A 25,196-nucleotide genomic window follows, 5' to 3' on the forward strand; every position below is an offset into this window, starting at 1 on the left:
AGCCCGTGGTGGAACCCAGCGCGGCTCCTGGCGCCGGGCTTTTCGTCGAGGGCGCGAAGCCAAAACGCCGCTGTACCGGGCGTACTGCAAGTTTTGGCGACAAAGCCTTCGGCGAAAAGAGCAAGCGAGGTGTCGTGCTGGGTTTCACCACGGGCTCCTAGAGCCTCTACTTCGCGCCCTGGGCGGTCAGCGGTAGCTGTGCCGCCCAGGCTCGTGCGCGCTCGAGCTCGCCTTCGAGCATGGGGCCGTGCTTGCCGGCGACGAAGAAGTGGGTCGGGTCAGCGATCATCGTCAGCCCGCGCGCGCGCAGGCGCTTGGCCGCGGGCTTGGCTGCGGAGCCGCTGAGCGACCAGGCCGACTTGATCGCGGTGTCGAAAGACGCGGCCTGGATCTCGCGGGTGGTGGCGGGCAAGCGCTCGAGCCAGTCGCGGATGCCTTCGCCGCGAGAGACCGGCTCCTGGTGAAGCTGCTCGGCCTCGAGGCGCGCGCCCTCGCGGGTCCCCGGCCGCGACATGCTCCATGCGTGGACCGGGCCGCCGATGACGAGCAGGTCGACATCGTCGAGCTGGGCCGGGGCCGAGCCGACCTCGCTCACGCTGACGGCGTCGACGTCGGGGCGGTCGCGTAGGCCCGCGGCGATGGCCTCGGCGACGTCGCGGGTGTTGCCAAAGATCGACTCGTAGATGACCTGCGCGCGCATGAGCTCAGCCTCGGGTTTCGGGTCTAGGAGCCCGTGGTGAAACCCAACACGACACCTGGCTTGGTCTTTTCGCCGAGGGCTTTGTCGCCAAAACTGGCAGTACGCCCGGTACAGCGGCGTTTTGGCTTCGCGCCCTCGACGAAAAACCCGGCGCCAGGAGCCGCGCTGGGTTCCACCACGGGCTCCTAGAAGCGGTGGACGAGGGTCAGCCCGCCGCCGTGGCTGCCGAAGCTGGGGGCGAGGGCGGTGGCTTTGGATTGCTGGCCGCGCTTGGGCAGCGCGGTCAAGGTGACGATCAGCCCGACGACGGCCAAGGTCGCGCCCGAGATCAGCAGCGCGTCGGCCGTGGGCGCGAGGGTGTTGCCGCGATCGACGAGCTGCTCGCGGCGCTCGGGGTCGGCCTCGTCGCGCAAGGAGGCGCTGGTCGAGGCCGTCAGGCCGCCGACGATGCCCCCGGCGATCAGCGCGACCCCGCCGACGCCGAGCAGAGCGTAGCCCGCGTTTCGCTGCTTGCGGCGGCGCTCGGTGTCGGGCTGGGGTCCGGCGTCGATGCTGGAGTCGCCGCCGGCGTCGACGACAGGCGCTGGCGGCTCGGGCTGCGGCTCGGCCTCGGCCTCGCCGGCCTTGGTCGCGGCGATGGTCTTCTCGAGCACCTCGAGGCGCTCGAGGGCGGCCTTGCGGTACTCGAGGCTCACGCCGGGCTGGGCGAGGAACTTTTTATAGTGCTCGACCGCGAGCTCGAGCTTGCCCCACTCCTCGTAGACCCGGCCGATGTTGAACAGGTTGTTGGGGTTGTTGCTCAGCTCGAAGGCGCGCTCGAAGTTCTCGATCGCGGCCTGGTAGTCCCCGGACTGAAAGGCGTCGAGGGCCGCGTCGCCGTAGCGGCCGGCCTCGTCGCTCTGCTCTGGGTCCTGAAGGGAGGGGTCCTGGGCGTCCGCGGGTGCCGTCGCGGCGCGAGCCGTGCCCGCGCCCGTGAGCAGCGAGGCGGCGGCGAGGGAGGCGATGAAGGATGCGGCGAGGCTGCGCGGGCGAGTTGGTGCGAGCATGGGTTCCTCGATCGACGATCGTCGATTGGCCGGCTTCGTTCGGTTACGGGTGGGTTTCTTCGCGGGGACATTGGCGCGGCTCGCCGTTGCGCATACGTAACGTCGCGGGCGCAAGCTTGAAGCAGGAGCTCGGCAAAGATCGGCCATGCGTCGCCCCCCGCGTTCGAGCCAGGCCCTGCTGTTGGCGAGCGTCACGACGTGCTCGCTGACGGCTTGTTCGTTGCTCTTCGACTTCGAGCTGTGCGAGACCAGCGAGCACTGCGGTGATGGCCTGGTCTGCTCCGCGGGGGCCTGCGTGCCCGAGGGCGAGGGCGGCGAGGTCGTCGAGATCAGCGAGAACATCACCGAGGACACGGTCTGGGAGCCCGAGAACACCTATGTGCTGACCAAGGTGATCTACATTGAAAACGGCGCCACGCTGACGGTCCGCGCGGGCACGCAGATCCGCGGTGAGCAGGGCTCGGCCCTGGTCGCGACCCGCGGGGCGCGGCTCGAGTCGCGCGGCACGGAGTTCGCCCCGGTGGTGTTCTCGAGCGCGCAAGAGGAAGGCATGCGCCTCGCCGGTGACTGGGGCGGGGTCGCGCTGCTCGGGCGGGCCACGGTCAACCAGGCCAACCCCGTGCTCGAGGGTCTGACCGACACCTCGCGGGCGAGCTTTGGCGGCACCGACGACGACTGGGGCTGCGGGGTGCTCGAGTACACGCGCATCGAATTCGCCGGCTACCCGCTCCAGCTCGACGAGGAGCTCAACGGGCTGACCCTGGGCGGCTGCGGCTCGGGCACGATCATCAGCCACGTCCAGGTCCACTACGGCAAGGACGACGGCGTCGAGATCTTTGGTGGGACCGTGGACCTCGACCACGTGGTGATCTCGCGGGCCCAGGACGACTCGCTGGACTGGGATCGTGGCTGGCGCGGCAAGGCGCAGTTCCTCGCGATTCAGCAGGACGCCGAGGGCGACAACGGCCTCGAGTGCGACAACTGGGAGGACGACAACGACGCGGATCCGCGCTCGTCGCCGACCCTCTACAACGTCACGCTGATCGGCTCCAACGACCCCGGGGCCAGCCAGCGCGGGGCGACCTTCAAGCAGGGCACGGCCGGGACCGTGCGCAACGCCTTGTTCATGGGGCACCCTGTCGAGTCGATCGACGTCAAGGGCGAGGCCACGGCTGCGCAGCTCAGCGAAGGGGCGCTCAGCGTCAGCTACTCGGTGTTCTTCGCCGCCGGCTCCGATGGCGAGCACTACTTCCCCACGGTCCAAGAAGAGATGGGCGACGAGGACGACGACGCCTCCCTCGACGAGGACGCGCTGTTTCGGGCCGAGGGTCTCAACAATCAGTTTGGTATCGATCCGGGGATCGAGCGGCCCTACGATCTCGAGGCGCCCAGCTGGGTGCCCGGGGCCGCGCTCTCGGGCACGGGCGTCAAGCCGCCGGGCGACGGCTTCTTCGATGAGGCGGCGAGCTACGCCGGGGCCTTCGCTCCGGGGGCGCTGCCGTGGACCGAGAACTGGACCGACTTCCCCGAGGGCTGAGTCCGCTCGCTGAATAAAACGGCGTTGGGAGCGCGTATTTCCCGGTCTCTCACCGCAGTCGCGATGAGCGATCCCCGGCGCGCGGCGTGGCATGACGGCGCGTTTGTGCCACGCGTGTTGCAATCGTCGGCTGGGCGGACGAGACGATCTCCACGGCGAAAGGGCGAGACGGCGAGCGTGGCCACGGGCAGAGCCGAGTCCGCGAGTCAGCCGAACTTGCCGCCGAGGTACTCGCGGGTCCGGGCCTCGCTGGGCGCGGCGAAGAGCGCGTCCGTGGCCCGGTGCTCGATCAGCTGGCCGAGATAGAAGAACGCCGTGGTGTCGGCGACCCGCCGGGCCTGGCTCATGGAGTGGGTGACCAAGATGATCGTGAACTCGCGCTTGAGCTCGATGATCAGCTCCTCGATGGCGGCGGTAGCGATCGGGTCGAGGGCCGAGGCCGGCTCGTCCATGAGCAGCAGCTCGGGGTCGATGGCCAGGGCCCGGGCGATGCACAGGCGCTGTTGCTGACCGCCGGACAGGCCGAGGGCGGAGCGGTGCAGGCGGTCGCGGACCTCGTCCCATAGCGCCGCCGCCCGCAGGCAGCGCTCGACGGTCTCGGCGATCTTCTGGCCGTCGCGCTCGCCGGCCAGGCGCAGGCCAAAGGCGACGTTGTCGAACACCGACTTGGGCAGCGGGTTGGGGCGCTGAAAGACCATGCCCACGCGCCGCCGCAGCTCGACGGCGTCGACCTGCGGCGCGTAGATGTCTCGGCCGTCGAGCAGGATCTCGCCCTCGACGCGGGCGCCCTCGACCTCGTCGTGCATGCGGTTGAAGGCGCGCAGCAGCGTGCTCTTGCCGCAGCCGGAGGGGCCGATGAAGGCCGTGGCGGTGCGCGGGGCGACGCCCATGCTCACGCCGTCGATGGCTCGCTTTTGGCCGTAGTAGATCGACACGGCCTCGCAGCGCAGCTTGGCCGCGCTCACGGCTGCCCTCGGCGCAGGCGGCTGCGCAGCACGATGGCCACGAGGTTGAGGCCCAAGGTCAGGGCCAGGAGCACGAGCACCGTGGCGAAGAGCAGCGGGCGGGCGGCGTCGACGTTGGGCGACTGCGTCGCCAGGGCGTAGACGTGGTAGCCGAGGTGCATGAACATGTCGCGGGGGTCGTCGGGGAGCTCGGGCAGGAAGTTGGCGGCGCCGGTGAACAAGATCGGCGCGACCTCGCCGGCCCCGCGCGAGAGCGCGAGGATCAGGCCGGTGGCGATCCCCGCCCGGGCCCCGGGCAAGACCACGCCGAGCACCACCTGTAGGCGCGAGGCGCCCAGGGCCAGGGCGGCCTCGCGCTGGTCCTGGGGGACGGCGCGCATGGCCTCCTCGGCGGTCACGATGACCACGGGCAAGGTCAGGATCGACAGGGTCAGCGCGGCCCACAGCAGCGAGGGCCGGCCCCAGACCGGGCGCTCGAGGCCGGCGAGCTGATCCATGGACGCGCCGACGAAGAGCACGAAGAAGCCGAGGCCGAACAGGCCAAAGACCACCGAGGGCACGCCGGCGAGGTTGGCCACGGCGACGCGGATCAGCTTGGCCCAGCGCGAGCCCCGGGGCGCGTACTCGGACAGGTAGATCGCCGTGGCCACGCCCACGGGGGTCACGGCCGCGGTCATCAGCAGGGTCATCACCAAGGTCCCGTAGATCGCCGGCCACACGCCGCCGCCGGCCATGTCGCCGGTGGGCGCGGCGGTCAGGAACTCCAGGCTCAAGGCCGGGGCGCCCTCGGCCACGACCATGCCGAGCAGGCCGAGCAAGAAGAGCAGGACCACGAGCACGGCCGCGGCCGTGAGCGCGTGGACCAGGCGATCGCCGCGCCGGCCGATCGCGGGCGCGCTCACGCCTCGCCTCCGAGCCGCCGACGCGTGCGCTCGACGACGCGGGCGGCGATCAGGTTGAGGGCGAAGGTCAGGGCGAAGAGCAGGATCCCGACCAGGAAGAGCACCTGCCAGTGGGTCGTGCCGCGGGGGACCTCGCCGAGCTCGGCGGCGATCGTCGCGGTCATCGTGCGCACGCTGGTCGACCAGTCGAAGAGCTCGACGACCGCGGCGTTGCCCGAGGCCATGAGCACGACCATGGTCTCGCCGATCGCCCGACCAAAGCCGAGCACCAGGGCCGCGGCGACCCCGGGCAAGGCCGCGGGCAGCGTGACCCGCAAGGCGATCTGGTGGCGGCGGGCTCCGAGCGCCCGCGCGCCCTCGACCATGGCCGCGGGCACGGCTCGCAGCGCGTCCTCGGACACCGTGAAGATCACGGGGATGATCGTCACGCTCAGGGCCAGGGCCGCGACCACGCCGTTGAGCCGATACTCGAAGCCGAAGCTCGCGCTGACCAGGTCGGCGAGCAGGCTCAGCGCGAAGAAGCCGAGCACCACGGAGGGGATGCCCGCGAGCATCTCGATGGTCGGCTTGATCAGCTCGCGCAGGCGCGGGGGCGAGTAGTGGGCCAGGTAGACCGCGCAGGCGATGGCCAGCGGCGCGCTGATCAGCATGGCCATGATCGTGATCTTGAAGGTGCCGACGATCAGCGGGACGAGGTTGTACTTGGGGATCGGGCCGACGGGCTGCCAGACGAACACCGGGGCGTCGTAGCCGGGCCACTGGCGCGGCAAGAACAGGTCGGCCAGGCGCAGCTCGGCGCGGGCGTCGGTGGACCACAGCAGCGGCAGGGCCTCGCGGGCGATGAACACGAAGATCAGCGCGATCGCCAGGAGCGCCGCGCCAGCGAGCAGGCGGATGCCCCACTCGACGAGCGCGTGCCAGCGCGGCCGGCCGCGGCGGCGCATCCCGTGGTGGTTCATCCCATGGGCTCCGGCAGGGGGAAAAAGCCGAGCTCGCGGACGAGGGCCTGGCCCGGGGGGCCGCGCACGAATTCGATGAAGCGCGCGGCCTCGCCCTCGGGCTCGCCGGCGGTGTAGATCAGCAGCGGGCGGGCCAGGGGATAGGCGCGCAGCTGGGCCCCGCTGGCCGCGGCGATCTCCCCCGAGTCCAGGCGCAGGGGGACCACGCGCACGCCGGCGGCGTAGCCGATGCCGCCGTAGCCGATCGCCCGCGGATCCTTGCTGACCGCGTTGATGACCGCGGCCGTGCCCGGCAGGGTCTGGGCCTCGCTGGCGAAGTCGTAGCCGGCGAGCACGCGGTCTTTGAAGTAGGCGTAGGTGCCCGAGTTGTTCTCGCGGCTGTAGAGGGTGATCGCGCCGAGGTCCTCGACGCCGAGCGCCGACCAGTCCTCGACTCGCCCACGGAACACGTCCTCGAGCTCGGCCAGGGACACGCTGGCGATGGGGTTGTCGCGGTGCACGTAGATCGCCACGGCGTCGATCGCCGCGGTGGTCTCGAACACCGGCACGCCGCGCTCGCGGGCGAGCAGCTCGGCTTCGCTATCGGCGATCTCGCGGCTGGCGTTGGCGAGGTCGGTGGTCCCGGCGATCAGCGCGGTGATCCCCGTCCCGCTGCCGCCCCCGCTGACCTGCACGGCGATCTCGGGGTGCTCGTCCATATAGGCCTCGGCCCAGCGCTGGGCGAGGATCACCATGGTGTCCGAGCCGCGGATCGTCAGCGTGTGCTCGGCGGCCTGCTCGGCCGCGTCGCTGCACGCGAGCGCGGCAAAGAGCAGCGCCGTGCAGGTGAGGAGCCTAGGAGCCCGTGGTGAAACCCAACACGACACCTCGCTTGGTCCTTCCGCCGATGGCGTTGTCGCCAAAACTTGCGGTACGCCCGGTACAGCGGCGTTTTGGCTTCGCGCCCTCGACGAAAACCCCGGCGCGAGGAACCGCGCTGGGTTCCACCACGGGCTCCTAGGGGCCATGGCTGCGAGCCGACCTGCCACGCTGGCGTGTTAGCAGGCCGAAGTTTCGCGGGGGTCACAGCGCTCGCGCTGTCACGAGCCTGTGACCGGCAGCTTTTTCTCGCGCGAGCGAGCGCCGCTCAGAGCAGCGAGAGCGGCGCTTCGCTCAGGGGGAGCTCATCGTCGCCGATGTTGTCCATATGCCCCAGCCCGAGCTGGCCGGAGTCGTTGCGGCCCCAGCAGCGGACCTCGCGGGTCGCGAGCAGCGCGCAGGTGTGATAGCCGCCGGCGGCGATGGTCAGCACCTTCGCGTCGAGATCGACGAAGCCCACGTCCTCGGGCAGCTCGTTGTTGCCGACGTGGTTGGTGTCGCCGTAGCCGAGCTGGCCGTAGTCGCCGCGGCCCCAGCAGGTGACCTCGCCGCTGGTGAGCAGGGCGCAGGTGTGGTGAAAGCCCAAGCTGATCTGCGCCGCCGGGCCGGGGATGCCGACGGTGGGCACCGAGTCGGGGAGCTCGTCGTCGCCGATGTTCCCGAACTGGCCGAGGCCGAGCTGGCCGTAGTCGTTCCTGCCCCAGCACATGACCTCGCCGTTGCTGAGCAGGGCGCAGTTGTGGGGGCCGCCGGTGACGAGGTCGACGATGTCGACGTGGGACAGGGACTCGGGGAGCAGCGGGACCGGGCCGGCGGTGTCGGGGAGCTCGCCGTCGCCGATGTTCTCGGTGTCGCCGTAGCCGAGCTGGCCGTAGTGGTTGGAGCCCCAGCAGCGCAGGCTGCCGTCGTCTTCGAGGATGACGCAGGCGTGCTCGCCTCCGCCGATCAGCCTGGCCACGGCCCCGCCGAGGGACACGGCCTCGCCCGGGAGGAGCATGTTGGCGACGCTGGCGTAGCCGAGCTGACCGAGCTCGCCCTGGCCCCAGCAGTGGACCTCGCCGCCCTCGGTCAGCCCACAGGTGTGATAGAAGGCCGGCTGGATGTCGGTGAACGCGGGCGCGTCGATCGTCGCCAAGCTGGCGATGCTCTCGGTGCCCCCGCGGTCGTAGGTGTCGCCGTATCCGAGCTGGCCGTAGTCGTTGGCGCCCCAGCAGCGCAGGGCGTCGTCCTCGAAGAGCGCGCAGGAGTGATAGGCGCCGAGCTCGAGGGTGGTGAGGGTGCCCGGGAGCGGCAGGTCACCGACCTCGCTGGGTAGCTCGTCGTCGCCGACGTTGTCGGTGTTGCCGTAGCCGAGCTGGCCGGAGTCGTTGAGTCCCCAGCAGCGCACGCGGCCGCCGTCGATCAACGCGCAGCCGTGGTAGCCGCCGAGGGTGATGGCGGCCACCTGTGTCGAGGTGCAGTCGCTGTCGCAGCCGTCACCGTCGATCGCGTTGGCGTCGTCGCATTCTTCTTCGCCCTCGACCTCGCCGTCGCCACATAGCGGGCCACTGCTGTCGCCGTCACTGTCAGCTCCGCTCGTGTCTTCGGTCGAGCTGGCGTCCTCGCTCGTGTCGCTGCCTCCACTCTCGCCCTCGTCTCCAGCCACACACTTGTCGGGCTGCTGCTCGCAAAAAGGCACGCTGGTGCAGGCCCACGCCGGCGCGAGGAGGGTCGCCATCAAGACGGGGAAACCGAGCGTGGATGCCAGTTTCTCGGGGGAGCGCATGCGCTCATTTTGCAACGCCGCGGGGCGGACGTCAGCGCCACGGCGTCCCCGTCGAGAGGCGGGCTCGCTTGCCGAGCTCGAAGAGCCGACGAGAGCAGGTGTGTCGAGGACTTACTCGGACAGGGGGGAGGGCCCGCTGAGCGTCGCTCCGTGGCCCTTTGTCCGCTCGAGGGGGCCGGAGTGGCAGCGCGAGCCAGGCGATGGGCGCTGTAATTTCGCCACGCGAGATTCGAGAAAAAACAGGAGATTTTTCGCCCGGAGGGGCGAGCCACCTCCTGGAGTACAGGGGCCGCTAGCTCATGGCGAAGGTGAAGATCCAAAAGAGCATCGACAGACCGACGCGAATGCCGAAGCCGTGGAGGCTACCGCGCTTGGTCTCCTCCTTGCCGAATATGTAAACTCCGAGCAAGCCGAGCAGCGCCAGAACGAAGCCGGCCGCGAAGCCGCCCCAGTAGGTGCCTTGGGGGACGTAGTCTTCCTCGGCGTAGCCCTCGGCCCAGGCGGGGATTGGATTCGGGGGCCCATAGGGGTTTGGGTCGGGTGCTCGAGTGGGCTGTGCGTAGGGGTTTGGAGGTTGACCATCGGGTAGCATCGTGGGGGGAAGATAGCAGGGATGGACAAAGAGCAAGTCGCTGCCGAGAAAGCGCGCTCGTTGGGGTACTGACGCTGTTTTGGGTCGAGTGGGGCAATATTGGTCATGGCTGAGAGGGCGTAGAGGAAAGGCGGACTTCGTGCTACGCACGGCCATGTCCATCTTCATGAAGATCCTCTGGGGCGTCGGCGCGCTGATCGCCCTTGGCTACGTTGGGATCCGTCTTCGCCATATCCGACGCGAGCAGAAACTCCACGACGCGGTCCGTCGCTACGTCGAGCATAGAGGCGGCAAGATCCAATTTCGTGGTGACCAGATCACCGTCCACGGCCCGCTCGGCTCGGGACGCGAGAACCTCCGCATGCTGCGGATGATGTGTGCGTCCGCCGAGGAGGAGCGCTGGGAGGTGGCGATCGGCTTTTTCCTGCGCAAGTACATCCCCGACGCCACGCACGAGGCCATGGAGGCGGCCGCCGGCGAGCGCCTCGCCGAGCTCGGCCCGCAGATCGCCGCCTTGTCCGAAAACGAGCTGCGCGCCAAATTGCGCGCGCGGATCGTGCGAACCAACACCAGCCGCGACGGCCTTGCGACCTGCTCGCGGCCGGTCGGCGGGGACTTCGAGGTTCGCGTGGTCCTCGACGGCTTCGACCTCGACGGCCTGCCCAACGAGGCGCGCGCGCGTCTGCCCGAGTCCGACGCCGAGCTGCTCGCCCTCGGCATCGACGCGGCCCTCGGCGAAGAGGATCCGGCGCGCGAGCAGGGCGAGGGGGCCTCGCTGATCTGGCTGGCGCTCCCCGAGGCGCTGTGGGGGAGCGCGCCCCATGTGATCGTGGCCGCTGGCGAGGCGCTCGCCTGGACCCCGGCCCGGCCCGGCGACGGCCAGGCCCGGCTCGCGGCGCTCGCGACCAAGTCCTGCACGAGCGGGCCGATGAAGAACGTGATGTGGTCCTGGGACGGTCGGCGCTTGTCGCCGTCGACGGTGCTCGTGCACACGCTCATCGGACCGAACACCCCGGACTATACGCTGAGCCTCCCGTCCTCGATGCAGGGCGCGTTTGGCTTCCGGCCCACGGCCAACGGGAGCTTTGGCGTCTCGCGTCGGTGAGCGCGGCCTCAGGGCTCGTCGACGACCGGTGGCGTTGTTGGCACGGCACGCTGCGCCGGCTTGGCCGCCTCGCGCAGCGCACCAGCCAGGTGCTGGGTCAGATCCACCAGCAGGGTCGTCTCGCTCACTTGCCTGGCTCGGTCCTCGTCCTGGAGCGCATCGGGGGCGTTCACGTTGACGCTCTCGCTGCTCTCGACCTGCGCCCGCACGGCGCAGACCAGCTCGCCCTCGCGGTCGAAGACCATGAGCCAGCCGCTGAGCGAGCCGGGCTCGAAGGCGTCGTCTTCGGACAGCTGCGGCGGGACGTAGCGCTCGCTTCGAGCGACGCGCACGTACTCGATGGAGGGCATGCGCTCGTGGGCCCGGGCGACGCGGGCGAGGTCTTGGGCGTCGGCCTTGTGCAGGCCCTTGCCGCGGTAGTGTTTGGGCGTGGAGAATTCGTCGTCGTTGAAGGGCAGGATATCGGCGCTGCCCTCATTGCGGGTCTCGGCCGGGGTGCCGGCGACCAGCTGATCGAGGCGACCCCAGGACAGGTTGAAGGCGCGCCCTCGCAGCTGGGGGCAGGGTCGCACCGTCGCGCTGGCGGGCTCCGGGACCGCGGCGTGGATCGGGGCGAGCATCGCCCGGACCGCTTCACCTTGTGTTTTGGCGAGCTTTTGCTCCGGGCTGAGCTCGACCTGCTGTGGGGTGGGCTGTGGCTTTTGTGGGGTACAGGCCGCCGCGAGCGCCGCGAGCGCGAGGCCGGACGCGAGAGCAGTGAATCGAAGCTTGCGAGCCACGAGCAGACGGTATCAGGGGCAGGCGGTGTAGTGAATGGCGAGGCGTGCCGACATGGTGAGCCACACCGCTAACGAAACTAACAAGTCGCAGGGATTGAAGAGGGCATCTTTGGGCCTCTACAGGGTCTCGGAGGCCGTGCAATACTGCGCGGCGATGCGAAGCAAGTCGATCGTGTTCCTGCTCCTGACCGCGCTCGTGTGGGCGCCGGCGTGCAAGAAGAACCAGGAGGAGGAGACCACCAAGCCCGAGGACGACACCTGGGTGCCGGACGAGAGCCTCGAGCCCGAGCCCGCGCCGCAGCCGGTCGAGCCGGAGCTCAGCGAAGAAGAGCGGCTCGAGAAGGCCAAGGGCTACTACGTGGAGGCCGAGGGCAAGGCCGCGGAGGGCGACTGGGAGGGGGCGCTCGGGCTCTACGAGCAGGCCTATCAGCTCGTCCCTGGCAAGCACGGTTTCGCGCTCAAGGTCGGCAAGGCGGCGGAGCAGGTCGGTGACTGTGAGAAGGCGATCACCTACTACGAGCACTTCGTGACCTACGCGGAGAAGGACAAGTACGAGGACGACCGCAAGGACGCGGAGGCGTCCCTGGCCAAGCTGCGCGAGGACTGCGGCTAGGAGCCCGTGGTGGAGTCTGACATCGGTTCTCTAACTAGGCGCCACCGCACATCTTTTGCAGCAGACGCCACCTCGGAGCCTGGAGCCGCCCCTTCATCGAGTCCTCGTGAGTCCCCATCCGTCCCGCCAATTCCTCCGATCTCGTGGAGACATGGTGGAGACGGCTCGGGGGCTATTCTGGATCGATCCTTGCCGGTGCCAAAGGGTCTGTAGAGGCCCAAAACTGCCGGCTGGGAGCATTTCTAGCCGATCGAGATCGATCGCACAAGAGACGAGGGCGACCCGCCGGGTCGCCCTCGTCTCCATGCTTGAGAGATCATCACGCCAGCGTCGGCGCTCGTCGCCACGCGTCGGGGATCGGCGCCCCGGTCCCGACCGCGTACCCCGGACCGCCGTCCGACATGCCCAGCGCCGTCACGGCCCACTGCCCGACTGCGTGCCAGATCTCCGGCTCCGGGTCGTTGCCCCGCCTACTCGAGCTTTGCCGGTGCGCGAACACGTAGCCGACCCCCGCCTTCCGCAGCGCCCGCAGCCGCCGCCCCCCAAGGAGCACCACTGGCGAAAGGCGTGGGTGGGCAGCGTCACCATCCACGACGCGGAGGGACAGGAGCTGCACACCTGGCGATACACAGCCGATGCGGGGGAGGACGTCCGAAAGCTCGCCGAGCGGGTTGCGGCGGACGTGGCATGGATCCTCCGTAGCCACCCACAGCTCCCGGTTCACGTGGTCCAAGACGCCGCGCCCGAGCTCGCTCGGCCTTGGCGGGACCTCCCAGGGGAGCAGCGCCTCGATCACGGGGTGATCGGCCTTCGGCCACAGCTGGTCGGTGACGAGCGTGGTGTTCAGTGACGCGCCGATCTCCCGAGCGAAGCCTCGATCGTCGAGGAGCTGAGAGACAGGCCAGGCCAGCAGCCGATCGTCGTCGGCCTGGGTCCACGCGCCTGAGCTGCCGCCGGCTGAGCCGCCCGAGACGTTGCGGATCATGGTGAAGCTCGCCAAGGCCCATGAGCACCACGAGCACGTCACTGCCCGCGACCTGCTCTTGGAAGCCCGGCCCGTAGCGCGGCGGGAAGGCCGGCAGGCAGATCTCATCGGCCTCGCGCGCGAAGTCGCTCAGCACCTCGACGACGAGATGCACGGGCGCATGGCGCTCGAGGCCTGGATGGTGGTCGGCACCCTCAGCCGTGACCTCGGGGACGAGGTCACCGAGACGTTCGCCATCGAGAGGGTTCGCTACCTGTCCTCGCAAATCGAGCCGCTCTCTACAGGCAAATGATCAGAACTCCATGCCCTCGAAGCAGGTGATGGTGCCGTCTTCGTTGCAGACGCCGTCATCGCACCACATCAAGGTGCCGCCGCAGTCGACCCCCGGCCAGCAAACGTTCCCGAAGCAGCAGATCGCCTGGGCTGTGGAGGTCTCGCCGGGGGCGTAGTCTCCGGGGTCGCACAGGCCTGGGATCGAGCAGGCGTTCTCGAGGGGGGTGTAGGCGACGACGAGGAGCTCAACGGGGTCGAGGAGCTCGCCGTAGCGGACGTGGAAGGGGACCTGTCCCGCGGGACAGGGGGTCGAGCCCTTGAGCCGGGTTTGGCCGGTCTGGTCGAGGCAGACGTCCGCGTCGAGGACAGGGGCGTTGGGGCCGGTGTAGTCGCAGACTTGGGTGCTGTCGCAGAGATCTCGGTACTGGGCGGAGGCCGACCCCGGGGTGAGGAGGGAGACCACGACGCCGAGGAGCGCGGCGGTTGTGAGGGCGAGCGGGAGCTTGGGAGACATGGGCGAAATTTTACCCGTGTCCCAGGTGGGCATCGCCGCTCGCTACAGGGACGGATGCCGTGGGTCGACCGGGAAGATTTGCAGGGTCAGAAACTCCGAACGCTTCAGCGGGAGTCGGTCTCTCGCTCTGGCGATGATGCGCACAGATGAGTTCTCTGTCTCTGGCGGCCTTTTGGCTGACGATTTCGCTCGTTTCCCGCGGGGGCTGGCATGAGCGACCAAGCCTGTGAGGTGTACGACATCGACGGCATCCGCTTCGGGCAGCATGTTCGAAGCCTTCGGCTCGCCCGCGGGTTCACGCAGGAGGCGCTCGCTGAGAGGGCCGGGCTCTCGCCGGATACGATCCGTCGGCTCGAGGCTGGGGGGTTCTCTCCGAGCCTGGCGACGCTGGTGAAGATGGCTCGGGGTTTGGACCTTCGGCTGTCAACGTTGATCTCGGCGTATGAGCTGTGGACGGTGCCGGTGGAGCAGGAGGTTGCGGATCTCTTGGTTGGGAGGGCGGAGGACAAGGTCCGGCTTGCGCTGGAGGTATTGAAGGTGCTGCTCGAGTTCAAGTGGCCCCAGAGCGACTGACGCTCTTGGTCGATGACAGTGTCAGGGCGCATCGTCGAGCGGGCCCTTGGCGTCGAGCTCGGCGAGCTCGAGACCTTCGGCTCGCTCAAGGCCGGGCTCGAGCGGGCCCTGCTGATGCAGCGCCTGACGATCGCTCAGGCCTGAGCTCCCCCAGGCCTGAGCTCCCCGGGGTGATCACCGCTCACCAGACAGCGCGGCGTCGCCCGCCCCGCTCGGAGACTTCAAGGGCGACGCGGCCTCCGGTCCCCAGCGCTCGAAGGCGGGCATGGTCAGCCCAGGGCAGCCCTCGCGTCCGGGACAGTCTGCGCACGCTGGCGGCGTCGTGAAGTTGTCCTGGGGCTCGGCCACGGGCTCGACCACCCGCTCGCGGATCGAGGCTGGCAACCAGCAGTGGGCGATGTGGCGGGCGCTGACCAGCGAGAGCAGCGCGTCGGCGTCGGGCGCCCGCGCGAGCTCGGCGAAGGCCGCCCGGATCTGAGCGGGCCCGCACACGAGGCGCTCGAGCGCCAGCGCCCGCCAGCCCTCGGGCTCCATGCCCAGGGCCTCGGGGTGGTAGAGCTGAACCTGGAGGTCCACCCCCGCGCCGGACCACGGCTCGAGCAGGCGCAGGAGCTCGGTGAGGTCGCCGGCGTTGTCAGGCGTCAGCACGCTGTTGACCCCCACGCACAGCCCCCTCGCCAGGGCCGCGTCGATCGCCGCGAGCACGTCGGCGTGCGCTCCGGCCCGCCCCACCAGCGCGTCGTGGACCTCGGGGCGGTGTGAGAGCAAGGTCGTACGCATCGCCACGACCTGCTCGCGCCCGAGCACAGCCTCGGCCAGCTGCGGGTCTGCGAGGCCGGTCATCGGCCCGAGCAGCTCGACCTCCAGGCTCGAGTAGCGAGCCAAGAGATCCAGCAGCGCGCCCAGGCGGGGGTCTCGGAGGACGTCGGGGCCCGAGAGCTGCACCGCGCTCGGCCCCGGCCGAGCGTCGAGCTCGGCGAACACCTGCGCCGCCCACTCGAGCAGGCCCGGGCTCCGGCCCAGCGCGGGGTGTCCCGGGTCGAGGTATGGATAGACGCAAAACCGACAGGCCTGGTCGCAGGGCGCCGACAAGAACAGCTCCAGCTGGCTCACGGCCCCAGGGCTGTAGCGCAGCTTGGCCAGGCTGCGCTCGATGCCCATGATGACGACGTCGGCCTCCACGAGCATCAGCTTGGCCCCCTCAGCCTCGCTCGCGCAGCGCCTCTCGAGGGCGAACGCCTCGAGGCCTTCGTGGCCTCGGGTCCAGCCAACCAAAAGATGGGCCCGGACCAGAGTTGCCGCCAGCGCCTTGCAAAAGCGAGCCTCTCGCTCGAGGACCTTGGCCGACGCGCCGCTCAGGGCTGGCGTCTCGCGGTAGCCGAACACCAGCCGGCCCAAGCGCAGCAGCCCCCCTTGCGCGGGCTCGGCGTAGACTATGTCGATCACGTCGATGACGTGACGCGGCGCCTGCTCCGGGCCGAAGGCGAGGGTCAAGCGATGGGGGCGGCGGTCGGCCACCCGAGCGCTCGCCCGTAGCGGGGGGGCAGCGCGTCACGGAGCCAACTCGGGAGGACCGGCGACACATGGGCGAGGCTAGCACGGTGGCGCTCCGACCACCTGCCGAGGGACGGCCAGCCGGATTGCACGAGGAGGCTGCGCGAGCAACTGAGCGAGGCCGCGCGCCTGCGGGGCTGGACCCGCTAGTTCTCCCGCGCTGACGGAGTCGGCGAGCAGCACCAGGAGACTCGCGTCCCTAACCGCCGGTGCAGCCTTTGGGGAGGACGAACGCAACCGCGAACGCATCCGGAATAATCTGAGGTTGCTCGGCGACCTCCACCAGCCTGCCGCGAGGAGTGTTCAGAGGGATGGGCGAACTGACGGCGCCGAGCGCGCTTGCATCGATTCATGAGGGCGTCGACAAACTGCTCAGAATCACGCCGTGAAGTTTCGCTCGCAACATTCTTGGATGGTCGAATCTTGCACATCGCGGGTTTCGCTTGCTTTCGCCACTCACTCTCACGAACAATTTATCGACCATGAGGCGACTCCAACGTCTGTATCTACTCTCTCTTCTCCTGTCCATCGTAGGCACCACCGCCTGCACTGATGACACGACCGCAACCTCGAGCGAAACCTCGACCGAGTCTGGCAGTGACGGCGATGGCGATGGCGATGGCGATGATGTCGATGGCGATGGCGATGGCGATGATGGCGATGATGGCGATCCCGTCTGCGGCGATGGCAACGTCGACGCGGGCGAGGAGTGCGACGACGGCAACGATATCGACACCGACGCCTGCACCAATGCGTGCGCGCTCGCGGTGTGCGGTGATGGCATCGTGCAAGACGGTGTCGAGGAGTGCGACGACGGCAACGCCGACGACACCGACACCTGCATCTCGAGCTGCATGAACGCGAGCTGCGGCGACGGCTTCGTCGGACCTGGCGAAGGCTGCGATGACGGCAACGACATCGACGATGACGAGTGCACCAACAGCTGTGCGCTGGCCAGCTGCGGTGACGGCATGGTTCAGCAGGGCGAAGCCTGCGACGACGGCAACGCCGACAATACGGACGATTGCCTCGACACCTGCGTGGCGCCGAGCTGCGGTGACGGCTACGTGTGGGCCAACAACGAGGCCTGCGACGACGGCAACGCCGACAACACGGACGATTGCCTCGACACCTGCGCCGCGGCCAGCTGCGGTGACGGCTACGTGTGGGCCAACAACGAGGTCTGCGACGACGGCAACGCCGACAACACGGACGATTGCCCCGAGACCTGCGAGCCTGCCACGTGCGGTGACGGCTACGTGTGGGCCAACAACGAGGCCTGCGACGACGGCAACATGGACGACTTCGACACCTGCACGAGCATGTGCACGGATTCGCCGGAGACCCCGACGCTGGAGCTGAGCTTCTCCCAGGTCAAACAGTTCGACTTCACCTGGGCACCGGTGCTGGGGGCCCAGTTCTATCAGCTGTGGGAGAGCGTCGATGGTGTCGCGCCCTTCGTGCAGGTCGGCGACGACATCATGGGCGAGTCGGTGTCGGTGACGATGCCGCTGCACTCGAGGCTCGACGCGAGCTACAAGCTGCTCGCCTGCAACATGGATGGTTGCGCGGAGTCGTCGGTGGTCGACGTGGTCGGCTCCCTCGCCGAGGCGGTCGGGTACTTCAAGGCGTCCAACACCGGCGCCAACGACGGGTTCGGATACAGCGTGGCGCTGTCGGGCGACGGCGACACCCTGGCGGTCGGCGCCTATCTGGAGGACAGCAACGCGACGGGCATCGGCGGCAACCAGGCTGACAACTCCGCCGGCGGCAGCGGAGCGGTCTACGTGTTCGCGCGCAACGGTGGGGTGTGGACGCAGCAAGCCTACGTCAAGGCCTCCAACACCGGCATCAGCGACCAGTTCGGACACAGCGTGGCGCTGTCGGGCGACGGAAACACCCTGGCGGTCAGCGCCTATTCCGAGGACAGCAACGCGACGGGCATCGGCGGCAACCAGGCTGACAACTCCGCCAGCAGCAGCGGAGCGGTCTACGTGTTCGCGCGCAACGGTGGGGCGTGGACGCAGCAAGCCTACATCAAGGCCTCCAACACCGACGCCAGCGACTGGTTCGGACACAGCGTGGCGCTGTCGGGCGACGGGAACACCCTGGCGGTCGGCGCCTATCTGGAGGACAGCAACGCGACGGGCATCGGCGGCAACCAGGCTGACAACTCCGCCGACCAAAGCGGAGCGGTCTACGTGTTCGCGCGCAACGGTGGGGCGTGGACGCAGCAAGCCTACGTCAAGGCCTCCAACACCGACGCCGGCGACTCCTTCGGATACAGCGTGGCGCTGTCGGGCGACGGCGACACCCTGGCGGTCGGCGCCTTTTACGAGGACAGCAACACGACGGGCATCGGCGGCAACCAGGCTGACAACTCCGCCAACAACAGCGGAGCGGTCTACGTGTTCGCGCGCAACGGTGGGGTGTGGACGCAGCAAGCCTACGTCAAGGCCTCCAACACCGGCGCCTACGACTTCTTCGGATACAGCGTGGCGCTGTCGGGCGACGGGAACACCCTGGCGGTCGGCGCCGCTTTCGAGGACAGCAACGCGACGGGCATCGGCGGCAACCAGGCTGACAACTCCAGCCAAAGCGGAGCGGTCTACGTGTTCGCGCGCAACGGTGGGGTGTGGACGCAGCAAGCCTACGTCAAGGCCTCCAACACCGACGCCGGCGACTCCTTCGGATACAGCGTGGCGCTGTCGGGCGACGGCGACACCCTGGCGGTCGGCGCCTATCTGGAGGACAGCAACGCGACGGGCATCGGCGGCAACCAGGCTGACAACTCCGCCAGCGGCAGCGGAGCGGTCTACGTGTTCGCGCGCAACGGTGGTGTGTGGACGCAGCAAGCCTACGTCAAGGCCTCCAACACCGGCGTCTACGACTTCTTCGGACGCAGCGTGGCGCTGTCGGGCGACGGCGACACCCTGGCGGTCGGCGCCGCTTTCGAGGACAGCAACGCGACGGGCATCAGCGGCAACCAGGCTGACAACTCCGCCAACTCCAGCGGAGCGGTCTACCTCTACTGACACCGAGCGCTCCCGAGGGGTCAACGCGGAGGTCTGATGCTCGACATCGCCTCGCGTGCGCCCATGCGCCGTTGCACGGATTGCATGCCCGGAGGTGACCCCAGGCCCGGGGCACCGTATGCTGGCGACTGTGAGCACCTCGGTGCACGCGCATCCTCAGAACCCAAGGAGCCTCCACATGCAGCCGTTCTCCAACGTCGTCGTTTCGACACGCGCAGGTACCATCATCATGAGTGACGCCACGGCCCAGTTGACCGAGGATGGCGCCAAGATCATCGTGCTCGGCGCGCTCCAGCCGGGCGCAACCCTGAATCTAGGGGAAGCGCTTCGCATCTGCAGCCTTGAGGACAAGTGCCTCGACACGTTTGGAGAGTACCTGGAGCCGTACACAGAGGACGGCACGGTGCAAGGATACACCTTCCTCAGCACCCAGTAGGCCTGCACCAGCGCCACTCCGGCGGTAGGTGAGGCACGAGTTTCTTCCTGCGTGGGCCGTGTCGGGCATGACTGTGATCGCGCTTGACTCGGAAGGGGGCATCTGTCAAAATCAGTTTTGAAAATCCCACGAAATTGACCGACTTGATCGAAAAGTCGTAAGCAGGCACGGCAGACACCGCAGATAATCGACAATCAAGGTAGTGGACGGGCACTGCAAACGACACAAAAAGGTAATGCGGAAATGACAACCTCAAACGATATGCCCATTGGCTCCTGGACACAGACTTCGGTACGCTCGTTCATCAGCTCGTACTCTGGACAGTCGGTTTTCACCACGCTGTCCAATGCGGGCCAGAACAACAACGATCTTTATGTTTCGGCGACCGCTGCATTCAATGATGGAGACGAGTTCGCCAACATGTCGGGCGGGCTTCAGATGACGACAGTGGGCTCCAAAACCAAAGCATCCCTGCCTCAGGGAACATGGGCAAAGACCGCGTACAACACGGTCTGGTGCCAGGCTTCTTACATGTTCCAGGCCAACGAGAACTTCCCATTTGTCCGGGACTGTTCAGGAAACTTGCAGCCACTGAACACGGCGGGCTTGATCTACCTGAGCAGCGTGATCACTGGCACTTCGAACTACCCACAGAACTGCTTCGCGTTGCCCACGGCAACACTGAGCAATCAAGGCTCTACATTTGTAGCCAGCCAGGCGACACCGCAGGCATATACCGACCAGCAGATACTGAAAGCGATCGAGAAAAAAAATCTGGGATCGGGATACTGGCCCAAGGGCGACTGGTCCAGTTCTGCCGAACAAAGCTCGGTAAGCGTTATTGACTATTGCGGGAACTACCTGATCGGTGCACTGCTCAAACAAGCCAACGGCGACAGTCGAGCAGCCTTTGCTACGTTCTGCCAGGGCGATTCATTCTCCAATAACAATGGCTATTTCCAGCTGACACCGGGCAACACGACCAAGGCGCAATTGCCACAGGGCTCCTGGGTTGAGACAGCATTTGATCTAATCTGGGCCCCCAGTAAACAGATCCTGGTCAGCAGCGCCAACACCCGATCGTTCCTGGGTACGAACATAAACGCCGGCACGCCTTATGCCACGTTCATATCATTCTTTCCAGCCAGCGATGGCTCTCCGTGCACCCAGACCGGCTTCGGCACAGTGCCGCTCAACCTGAGCAACCAGAGCGGCGTACTGGTCCCGCAAAGTGAATCAAGCAGTTCATCGGGGGATGGCTGGCTGATGAAAGCGCTGAAGTGGGCGGCACACGAGGTGGTTTCAGAGGCCGAATCTGAGGCCGAATCCGCTCTTCAGAGCGCAGCGTCGGACGCTGCAGATGCTGCCGTCGCCGCGTTGTTCTGATCATCCAATCAAGGAGCGCATAGTTGGGAGCGACGGTCAGGCAGCGAAACCCACAGCCTCGCCACTTGCCACAAGCCAGGGTGCTGCCAGCGCCGGTCTCAGTTCCGAGCATCGTGTGCTCCGCGTGTGCTCCAACCCTGCGGAACGAGACTCCACGAGCCTCCCTCCCCCGGGCCCCCACGGCACAAAGAAACCCGAACGATTTCGGGAGCTTCCGGCCCAACTGCGCGCCATCATTGACGTTTCGCAGAAGCCCCCAATTCGGTTCGAGTCCTGTTGCCGGAGCTTTCAGATTTCGCAAGCTAGGCCCCCTTAGACGCTCGTCTACGGGGGTTTAGTATTTCCGGGCGATCCCTCGGATCCCGAATTCATCCAGATTCATCCAGATTCTGAGCCCGCGGCGATCCCGCCCGAGCCCCAGAACGCCCCCGAGAGCCCCCCTTCGAGCCCCCTCGGCGGCGCTTCCTCGAGCGCCCCCGAGCCGTCGGCTCATCCAGATCTCCCCCGGCCGTCACCGGCCCCTCGGTCTCCCCAGCCGGCTCCGAGAGCCGGTCGAAGATCCCGGGCGTCAGCTCCGGTGCGTGATGGGCGTAGCGCATCGTCGTCCGCACGTCCGAGTGCCCCAGCTGCCGGGACACCAGCGACAGCGGCACCCCGGCCGCCACCGCGTGGGTGGCGAAGGTGTGCCGCAGCGTGTGCACCCCGACCGAGCGCTCGATGCCGGCTCCGGCCCGCGCGCGGTTCACCGCGTTGAACAGGTCCTTGTGCGACCAGGGCTCCCCGCCCTTGGCCTCCCGCTCCCCGCGATGCGCCGCCTTGTAGCCCTTGGGTTTGCTGAACACGAGCTCCTTGCGACCCAGCCCCGCCAGGCGCTTGCGCAGCACCTCGAGGGCGTCCGCCGGCTGATCAGCGTCAATTATTTTTTCCGATTGGCGACGATTATTCCTGCCGGTGCGAGACTTGCGCGTCCCCGTGCACGGCGACCTCGCGCGCGGGGTAGTTGTCGTTCGGGCAGTTGTCGCAGCCCGGTGTAGTTGTCGTCGGGCGTCAGCCCTTCTTGCGCCCCTTGGCCTTCTCGGTCCGGTAGCTGGACACGTTGAATTCCAGGATCACCGAGTGGTGCACGAGCCGGTCGATCGCGGCCGAGGTCGCCATCTTGTTGTTGAAGATCCGGTCCCACTCGCTGAAGACCAGGTTGCTCGTCAGCGCCGTCGAGCGTCGCTCGTAGCGCTCGGCCAGCAGGGTGAAGAGGACCTCGGCCTCCTCGGCCGACTGCTTGACGTAGCCGATGTCGTCGAGGATCACGAACTCGAAGTTGTCGAGCCGACGCAGCTTCCGGGGCAGCTCCAGATCTCGCTTGGCCGCGAGCAGCTCCTGGATCAGCGAGTAGGTCGGCGTCCACAGCACCGAGCGGCCCTGCTCGACGAGGGCGTGGCCGAGGGCCGCGAGGGCGTGGCTCTTGCCGACGCCGGGCAGGCCGAATGCCAGCACGTTGATCGCCTCGTCGAGGAAGTCGCCGGCTTGCAGCTCGCGGAGCTTGCGGACCACCGGTCGCGGCAGCCGCTTGTCGTCGAGGGTCTCGAAGGTCTTGCCGACGCTGAGCTTCGAGGCCCGGCGCAGGCGAGCGACTCGGCGAGCGTGGCGGGCCTCGGCCTCGAGGTCCAGGACCTCGGCGATCGTCGCCAGCGCTGGCTCGTGGCCGTCGGTGACCAGGCGCGGGACCAGCTCCTCGGCCGCGGTCGTCAGCTTGAAGCTGCGCAGCAGCGTGGTGATCTGCTCGGCGTGGGCGGGGGGTCGAGGGTTCACGCCGCACCTCCGAGCAGCTCGTCGTAGACGCCCAGATCGGGCTCGCCGACCTCGAGCTGCGGGACCTCGGACTCCGTGGGCTGGACCCGCTGCTTGACCGTCGCGTAGTCGAAGGGCGCGCCGGCCTCGAGCAGCTGCGCGAGTTCGGCCTCGACCGTCGACTCCATCGTCATCGCCGCGAGGTGCAAGATCCTCACGTAGTCGACGTGGCCGCGCCCGGGTCGAGCGCGCTCGAGCGCGTCGTAGGCCCGGCGGAAGATCAGCGAGGGGTACAGCTCCTCGCGGAAGCAGTAGTTGGGGAAGGCCCCGGGCTTGCGCACCAAGGAGGCGATCACGTGGCGGTAGTCGATGCGGTGCGCGCCTTCGCCTCGCAGCCGCGGGAAGGTCTCGACCACCTCACCGCCGTAGCGCAGCTCGACCTCGTTGGCGTGCAGCCGGACCTCGACCTGGTGGCCGATCAGCTGCGAAGGCACCGAGTAGATCCGCCCCCGCACCTTGATCGTGCTCCAGCGCCGGACCTTCGGCGTCTCGGTCGTGTAGGTCGGCACCGGCTTGATCGGCAGCGGCCTCAGCAAGGGGCTCTCGAGCTCGAGCTTCGCCGTGACGTGCTGGTTGTGCTCGCGCTCGAGGGTCTGCTGGACGAAGCGCTCGTAATCCTCGACGCTGGCGAAGTCCCGGCTGCCCCGCAAGATCAGCGCCTGCTTCAGCAGCTTTTTGGTTCGCCGATGCCGGACCTCGACCGCGCCGTTTTCGTGCGACTTGCCCACGTTGATGCGCCGGACCGTCTCGATGCCCAGATGCGTGCACGCGTCCGCGAAGCGCTTGTTGAGGCTCCGGCCCCGCGCCTTCTTCAGCTCGTGCGTCGCCGCCGACATGTTGTCGAGGGTCAGCTTCCGCGGCACCCCGCCCAGGGCCCACAGTGCCCGCTGGAGCCCCTCGACCAGCGCCTCGTAGCTCTCCGACAGCGCCACGCAGGCCCAGGTCCACGCGCTCGCGACCAGGAACCTGCTCCCGGTCTGGAACGAGATCGCTACCTTGGGCATCCCCGTGGGCCTCAAGGTCAGCGACCTCATCGAAGCCTGCGCCCTGAGCAAGGACGGCTAGAGCGCCGCTCTAGAGCGCCGAGGCAGATTAAAAAAACACAGCGAGCGCTGGGCTCGCTGTGTTTTTTATTTGTCCGAGGCTCGGCCCGGCCTACTCGCGGACGTCCCAGCGCGGGCCCTTGGGCGTGTCCTCGATGCTCACCCCCGCCGCCGCGAGCAGGTCGCGGATCAGGTCGGCCTTGGCGAAGTCCTTGTCCTTGCGCGCCTGCTGACGCTGCGCCAGGAGGCTGTCGATCACGCCGCCGAGCGCCTGCTCGCGGGCTCCGTCACCGCCGCTGACCACGGGGAAGCTGTCGGCGGCGAGCTCCGGGTAGAGTCGCGGATCCGCGAGCTCGACGCCCAGCACCCACAGGTGCCGAGTCAGGCAGCGGTAGGCCGAGAGCAAGCTGGCGGTGTCGATGGACTCGTCGGTCACGATCCCGATCAGCAGGCCCTCCGCGAACAGGCCCGCGCCGGACATGCCTTTCCAGTGCTCTGGTGGCCGACCTGGGGCTTGGTGGACCGCGTTGAGCACCCCACTCTCGAGCCCCGACTGGGCCCGAAGCGTGCCCACGAAGCCCTCGGTGTCCCACGAGCTCGTTGGCATGCTGAAAGCGCGGGTAGCCGGTCGCCTCGCACCTCAGGTCAACGTTGCGGCAGCTCGCCCAAGCGGGCTCCCGGCCGAGGTCGACCTCCAACGGCTCGTCGAGGAGTAACACGGCGACGTCGACCTCACCGTCGCCACGCCATCTGACAGCCGCCTCCAGCCAGCGATCGCCACCATGAAGCCGGACTTTGCATTGCGTGGCGTCCCCAACGACGTGGGCCGCCGTCAGGACCAAGTCACGCTCGCCCCGGATGACGTAGCCGCTGCCGACCCGCCTGTTTTCAGGCGACCAGACATAGGCGACTCGCCCGGGATTTGGGGAGTTCATCGTGGACCAGTATAGACCAGAACTGTCGGCCGGTGGGCGTTCAGTCGCAATTGGGATTCCCCGCGCGTTATCATGCCTTCATGGTCGAGAACCTGGATCAACCCGTCCCACTTTCCGAGATGATCGAGTCGCTGCGCCTGGAACTCGCCGTCGCCATGGAAGCCGGCAAGGACAAGGCGATCCGCTTCGATATCGACAAGGTCGAGCTCGAACTGGAGCTCGCCCTTGGTCGGAAGACCAGCGGTGGCGGAGGTCTGAAGTTCTGGGTCGTCACCGCCCAAGGCGAGCACGCCGTCGACAAGCTGATCAAACACAAGTTCAAGCTGACGTTGAATCCCAAGACGAAGGGCGGCGAGCGCGTCGAGGTCGCAGACGAGACACCAGTCCCAGGCAAGTTCAGGTAGAAGTCGAGCGTCGATCTCGCGGTCGGATGAGGCGGACTCGAGCGAGGGGAGGCCGCACGAAAGATACACGGATCAGCCTATGGCCAACTGCTCCAGCGCGGACAAGTAGTTGCTCGAGCTACTCCTTCGGTATGTCTGTCGAAGTGTCGGGCTCAAACGGCGAGGCCCAACCCGACACGAACTCGGTGCTCACGATCCTCGTCGAAGGCCGCCACCACGTCCTCGTCGAGCTCAGCTTCGAGCCCGCGGACATGCGCAAGGGCTTCGATGGTCTCGCGGCCTCGGCCCCATGACCCACGCCCGACGCGAGTTGTTTTGAGAAGACGACGCCCGCCATGCCCGCGACCAGTCTCGACTGGAGGTGAGGCCAGGATTATGTATGATTCGCCGCC

Annotated in this window: 28 protein-coding genes and 1 pseudogene; 13 read left to right on the forward strand and 16 right to left on the reverse strand. The window is 67.9% G+C overall.

The genetic code is table 11. From position 1 onward, the window contains the following. Nucleotides 1-8 precede the first annotated feature (8 nt). Nucleotides 9-161: a hypothetical protein gene (locus tag G6O69_RS20775; protein ID WP_176396991.1), complete on the forward strand. Its 153-nt coding sequence runs from the start codon at nucleotides 9-11 to the stop codon at nucleotides 159-161. Between the two features lie 5 nt (nucleotides 162-166). Here G6O69_RS20775 and G6O69_RS20780 read toward each other — a convergent pair whose 3' ends face one another. Together G6O69_RS20780 and G6O69_RS20785 are read right to left on the reverse strand one after the other, a co-directional pair. Then, nucleotides 167-700, reverse strand: coding sequence for a flavodoxin domain-containing protein (locus G6O69_RS20780; protein WP_172305255.1), 534 nt, complete (start codon nucleotides 698-700; stop codon nucleotides 167-169). A gap of 185 nt (nucleotides 701-885) precedes the next feature. Then, nucleotides 886-1,746, reverse strand: coding sequence for a hypothetical protein (locus G6O69_RS20785; protein ID WP_172305256.1), 861 nt, complete (start codon nucleotides 1,744-1,746; stop codon nucleotides 886-888). Between the two features lie 145 nt (nucleotides 1,747-1,891). Here G6O69_RS20785 and G6O69_RS20790 point away from each other — a divergent pair, with 145 nt between their 5' ends. Then, nucleotides 1,892-3,283 (forward strand): hypothetical protein, encoded by a 1,392-nt coding sequence (locus G6O69_RS20790; protein WP_172305257.1) that lies wholly within the window; start codon nucleotides 1,892-1,894, stop codon nucleotides 3,281-3,283. A 206-nt stretch (nucleotides 3,284-3,489) separates the two neighbouring features. Here G6O69_RS20790 and pstB read toward each other — a convergent pair whose 3' ends face one another. The 6 genes from pstB to G6O69_RS20820 all read right to left on the reverse strand — a co-directional run bounded on the left by pstB (nucleotide 3,490) and on the right by G6O69_RS20820 (nucleotide 9,324). After that, nucleotides 3,490-4,248 (reverse strand): phosphate ABC transporter ATP-binding protein PstB, encoded by a 759-nt coding sequence (gene pstB, locus G6O69_RS20795; protein ID WP_172305258.1) that lies wholly within the window; start codon nucleotides 4,246-4,248, stop codon nucleotides 3,490-3,492. Next, nucleotides 4,245-5,150: a phosphate ABC transporter permease PstA gene (gene pstA, locus G6O69_RS20800; RefSeq protein WP_346017069.1), complete on the reverse strand. Its 906-nt coding sequence runs from the start codon at nucleotides 5,148-5,150 to the stop codon at nucleotides 4,245-4,247. The genes pstB and pstA overlap by 4 nt, the downstream gene beginning before the upstream one ends. Further along, nucleotides 5,147-6,109 (reverse strand): phosphate ABC transporter permease subunit PstC, encoded by a 963-nt coding sequence (pstC, locus tag G6O69_RS20805; RefSeq protein WP_255215834.1) that lies wholly within the window; start codon nucleotides 6,107-6,109, stop codon nucleotides 5,147-5,149. The genes pstA and pstC overlap by 4 nt, the downstream gene beginning before the upstream one ends. Further along, complete coding sequence (locus G6O69_RS20810) at nucleotides 6,106-6,975, reverse strand: phosphate ABC transporter substrate-binding protein (protein WP_346017070.1); 870 nt, start codon at nucleotides 6,973-6,975, stop codon at nucleotides 6,106-6,108. Before G6O69_RS20810 ends, pstC begins: the two co-directional genes overlap by 4 nt. 260 nt (nucleotides 6,976-7,235) lie before the next feature. Then, entirely contained in the window at nucleotides 7,236-8,684 is a 1,449-nt protein-coding gene (locus G6O69_RS20815) for an RCC1 domain-containing protein (RefSeq protein ID WP_172305260.1), read from the reverse strand. Between the two features lie 340 nt (nucleotides 8,685-9,024). Continuing rightward, nucleotides 9,025-9,324: a hypothetical protein gene (locus tag G6O69_RS20820; protein ID WP_172305261.1), complete on the reverse strand. Its 300-nt coding sequence runs from the start codon at nucleotides 9,322-9,324 to the stop codon at nucleotides 9,025-9,027. 154 nt (nucleotides 9,325-9,478) lie between these two features. On the opposite strand from G6O69_RS20820, the gene G6O69_RS20825 reads away from it, so the two are divergent. Continuing rightward, complete coding sequence (locus tag G6O69_RS20825; RefSeq protein ID WP_172305262.1) at nucleotides 9,479-10,429, forward strand: hypothetical protein; 951 nt, start codon at nucleotides 9,479-9,481, stop codon at nucleotides 10,427-10,429. 8 nt (nucleotides 10,430-10,437) lie between these two features. Here the strand turns inward: G6O69_RS20825 and G6O69_RS20830 are convergent, their stop codons facing one another. Next, nucleotides 10,438-11,208 (reverse strand): hypothetical protein, encoded by a 771-nt coding sequence (locus G6O69_RS20830; RefSeq protein WP_172305263.1) that lies wholly within the window; start codon nucleotides 11,206-11,208, stop codon nucleotides 10,438-10,440. A 154-nt stretch (nucleotides 11,209-11,362) separates the two neighbouring features. On the opposite strand from G6O69_RS20830, the gene G6O69_RS20835 reads away from it, so the two are divergent. Continuing rightward, nucleotides 11,363-11,821, forward strand: a complete 459-nt coding sequence (locus G6O69_RS20835) for a hypothetical protein (protein ID WP_172305264.1) — start codon at nucleotides 11,363-11,365, stop codon at nucleotides 11,819-11,821. A gap of 319 nt (nucleotides 11,822-12,140) precedes the next feature. Here G6O69_RS20835 and G6O69_RS20840 read toward each other — a convergent pair whose 3' ends face one another. Then, nucleotides 12,141-12,806, reverse strand: coding sequence for a hypothetical protein (locus G6O69_RS20840; protein ID WP_172305265.1), 666 nt, complete (start codon nucleotides 12,804-12,806; stop codon nucleotides 12,141-12,143). Nucleotide 12,807: 1 nt separating this feature from the next. Here G6O69_RS20840 and G6O69_RS20845 point away from each other — a divergent pair, with 1 nt between their 5' ends. Further along, nucleotides 12,808-13,098 carry a hypothetical protein gene (locus tag G6O69_RS20845; RefSeq protein ID WP_176396992.1) on the forward strand — a complete coding sequence of 97 codons (291 nt, stop codon included), beginning with the start codon at nucleotides 12,808-12,810 and terminating at the stop codon, nucleotides 13,096-13,098. On the opposite strand, the gene G6O69_RS20850 is transcribed toward G6O69_RS20845, so the two are convergent. Then, nucleotides 13,099-13,593, reverse strand: coding sequence for a hypothetical protein (locus G6O69_RS20850; protein WP_172305267.1), 495 nt, complete (start codon nucleotides 13,591-13,593; stop codon nucleotides 13,099-13,101). Between the two features lie 210 nt (nucleotides 13,594-13,803). Here G6O69_RS20850 and G6O69_RS20855 point away from each other — a divergent pair, with 210 nt between their 5' ends. Continuing rightward, the gene (locus G6O69_RS20855; RefSeq protein WP_172305268.1) at nucleotides 13,804-14,166 is read left to right on the forward strand and encodes a helix-turn-helix transcriptional regulator; all 363 of its coding nucleotides are present in this window, start codon (nucleotides 13,804-13,806) and stop codon (nucleotides 14,164-14,166) included. Nucleotides 14,167-14,178: 12 nt separating this feature from the next. Beyond that, nucleotides 14,179-14,310: a hypothetical protein gene (locus G6O69_RS40410; protein ID WP_255215835.1), complete on the forward strand. Its 132-nt coding sequence runs from the start codon at nucleotides 14,179-14,181 to the stop codon at nucleotides 14,308-14,310. 30 nt (nucleotides 14,311-14,340) lie between these two features. On the opposite strand, the gene G6O69_RS20860 is transcribed toward G6O69_RS40410, so the two are convergent. Next, complete coding sequence (locus tag G6O69_RS20860) at nucleotides 14,341-15,684, reverse strand: radical SAM protein (RefSeq protein ID WP_172305269.1); 1,344 nt, start codon at nucleotides 15,682-15,684, stop codon at nucleotides 14,341-14,343. Between the two features lie 518 nt (nucleotides 15,685-16,202). On the opposite strand from G6O69_RS20860, the pseudogene G6O69_RS42290 reads away from it, so the two are divergent. The 4 genes and pseudogenes from G6O69_RS42290 to G6O69_RS20875 all read left to right on the forward strand — a co-directional run. Then, nucleotides 16,203-16,441, forward strand: a pseudogene (locus G6O69_RS42290) (hypothetical protein); the annotation flags it as partial. Nucleotides 16,442-16,505: 64 nt separating this feature from the next. Then, the gene (locus G6O69_RS41635) at nucleotides 16,506-18,755 is read left to right on the forward strand and encodes a DUF4215 domain-containing protein (RefSeq protein ID WP_346017150.1); all 2,250 of its coding nucleotides are present in this window, start codon (nucleotides 16,506-16,508) and stop codon (nucleotides 18,753-18,755) included. A gap of 178 nt (nucleotides 18,756-18,933) precedes the next feature. After that, the gene (locus tag G6O69_RS20870) at nucleotides 18,934-19,191 is read left to right on the forward strand and encodes a hypothetical protein (protein ID WP_172305270.1); all 258 of its coding nucleotides are present in this window, start codon (nucleotides 18,934-18,936) and stop codon (nucleotides 19,189-19,191) included. Between the two features lie 243 nt (nucleotides 19,192-19,434). Next, entirely contained in the window at nucleotides 19,435-20,577 is a 1,143-nt protein-coding gene (locus G6O69_RS20875; protein WP_172305271.1) for a hypothetical protein, read from the forward strand. Nucleotides 20,578-20,945: 368 nt separating this feature from the next. Here the strand turns inward: G6O69_RS20875 and G6O69_RS41640 are convergent, their stop codons facing one another. The 4 genes from G6O69_RS41640 to G6O69_RS20895 form a co-directional block, all read right to left on the reverse strand. Beyond that, nucleotides 20,946-21,461 carry a site-specific integrase gene (locus tag G6O69_RS41640; protein WP_346017071.1) on the reverse strand — a complete coding sequence of 172 codons (516 nt, stop codon included), beginning with the start codon at nucleotides 21,459-21,461 and terminating at the stop codon, nucleotides 20,946-20,948. Between the two features lie 163 nt (nucleotides 21,462-21,624). Continuing rightward, nucleotides 21,625-22,383: an IS21-like element helper ATPase IstB gene (istB, locus tag G6O69_RS20885; RefSeq protein ID WP_172305272.1), complete on the reverse strand. Its 759-nt coding sequence runs from the start codon at nucleotides 22,381-22,383 to the stop codon at nucleotides 21,625-21,627. Continuing rightward, nucleotides 22,380-23,456 (reverse strand): DDE-type integrase/transposase/recombinase, encoded by a 1,077-nt coding sequence (locus tag G6O69_RS20890; protein ID WP_176396993.1) that lies wholly within the window; start codon nucleotides 23,454-23,456, stop codon nucleotides 22,380-22,382. Before G6O69_RS20890 ends, istB begins: the two co-directional genes overlap by 4 nt. Nucleotides 23,457-23,577: 121 nt before the next feature. Beyond that, complete coding sequence (locus G6O69_RS20895; RefSeq protein ID WP_176396994.1) at nucleotides 23,578-24,072, reverse strand: hypothetical protein; 495 nt, start codon at nucleotides 24,070-24,072, stop codon at nucleotides 23,578-23,580. Between the two features lie 408 nt (nucleotides 24,073-24,480). Here G6O69_RS20895 and G6O69_RS20900 point away from each other — a divergent pair, with 408 nt between their 5' ends. Further along, complete coding sequence (locus G6O69_RS20900; RefSeq protein ID WP_172305274.1) at nucleotides 24,481-24,804, forward strand: trypco2 family protein; 324 nt, start codon at nucleotides 24,481-24,483, stop codon at nucleotides 24,802-24,804. A 131-nt stretch (nucleotides 24,805-24,935) separates the two neighbouring features. Next, nucleotides 24,936-25,097 carry a hypothetical protein gene (locus tag G6O69_RS20905; protein WP_172305275.1) on the forward strand — a complete coding sequence of 54 codons (162 nt, stop codon included), beginning with the start codon at nucleotides 24,936-24,938 and terminating at the stop codon, nucleotides 25,095-25,097. Nucleotides 25,098-25,196: the final 99 nt, after the last annotated feature.

The sequence above is a fragment of the Pseudenhygromyxa sp. WMMC2535 genome, assembly GCF_011083025.2.

Coding starts and splice junctions, on each gene's coding strand:
- G6O69_RS20850 (WP_172305267.1), bottom strand. CDS start 13,593: ATGTCTCCCAAGCTCCCGCTCGCCCTCACAACCGCCGCGCTCCTCGGC.
- G6O69_RS20855 (WP_172305268.1), top strand. CDS start 13,804: ATGAGCGACCAAGCCTGTGAGGTGTACGACATCGACGGCATCCGCTTC.
- G6O69_RS20840 (WP_172305265.1), bottom strand. CDS start 12,806: ATGATCCGCAACGTCTCGGGCGGCTCAGCCGGCGGCAGCTCAGGCGCG.
- G6O69_RS20790 (WP_172305257.1), top strand. CDS start 1,892: ATGCGTCGCCCCCCGCGTTCGAGCCAGGCCCTGCTGTTGGCGAGCGTC.
- G6O69_RS20900 (WP_172305274.1), top strand. CDS start 24,481: ATGGTCGAGAACCTGGATCAACCCGTCCCACTTTCCGAGATGATCGAG.
- G6O69_RS20895 (WP_176396994.1), bottom strand. CDS start 24,072: ATGCCAACGAGCTCGTGGGACACCGAGGGCTTCGTGGGCACGCTTCGG.
- G6O69_RS20890 (WP_176396993.1), bottom strand. CDS start 23,456: ATGAGGTCGCTGACCTTGAGGCCCACGGGGATGCCCAAGGTAGCGATC.
- G6O69_RS20825 (WP_172305262.1), top strand. CDS start 9,479: ATGTCCATCTTCATGAAGATCCTCTGGGGCGTCGGCGCGCTGATCGCC.
- G6O69_RS20820 (WP_172305261.1), bottom strand. CDS start 9,324: ATGCTACCCGATGGTCAACCTCCAAACCCCTACGCACAGCCCACTCGA.
- G6O69_RS40410 (WP_255215835.1), top strand. CDS start 14,179: ATGACAGTGTCAGGGCGCATCGTCGAGCGGGCCCTTGGCGTCGAGCTC.
- G6O69_RS20875 (WP_172305271.1), top strand. CDS start 19,435: ATGACAACCTCAAACGATATGCCCATTGGCTCCTGGACACAGACTTCG.
- G6O69_RS20785 (WP_172305256.1), bottom strand. CDS start 1,746: ATGCTCGCACCAACTCGCCCGCGCAGCCTCGCCGCATCCTTCATCGCC.
- G6O69_RS20905 (WP_172305275.1), top strand. CDS start 24,936: ATGTCTGTCGAAGTGTCGGGCTCAAACGGCGAGGCCCAACCCGACACG.
- G6O69_RS20835 (WP_172305264.1), top strand. CDS start 11,363: ATGCGAAGCAAGTCGATCGTGTTCCTGCTCCTGACCGCGCTCGTGTGG.
- G6O69_RS20815 (WP_172305260.1), bottom strand. CDS start 8,684: ATGGCGACCCTCCTCGCGCCGGCGTGGGCCTGCACCAGCGTGCCTTTT.
- G6O69_RS20780 (WP_172305255.1), bottom strand. CDS start 700: ATGCGCGCGCAGGTCATCTACGAGTCGATCTTTGGCAACACCCGCGAC.
- pstC (WP_255215834.1), bottom strand. CDS start 6,109: ATGAACCACCACGGGATGCGCCGCCGCGGCCGGCCGCGCTGGCACGCG.
- G6O69_RS20870 (WP_172305270.1), top strand. CDS start 18,934: ATGCAGCCGTTCTCCAACGTCGTCGTTTCGACACGCGCAGGTACCATC.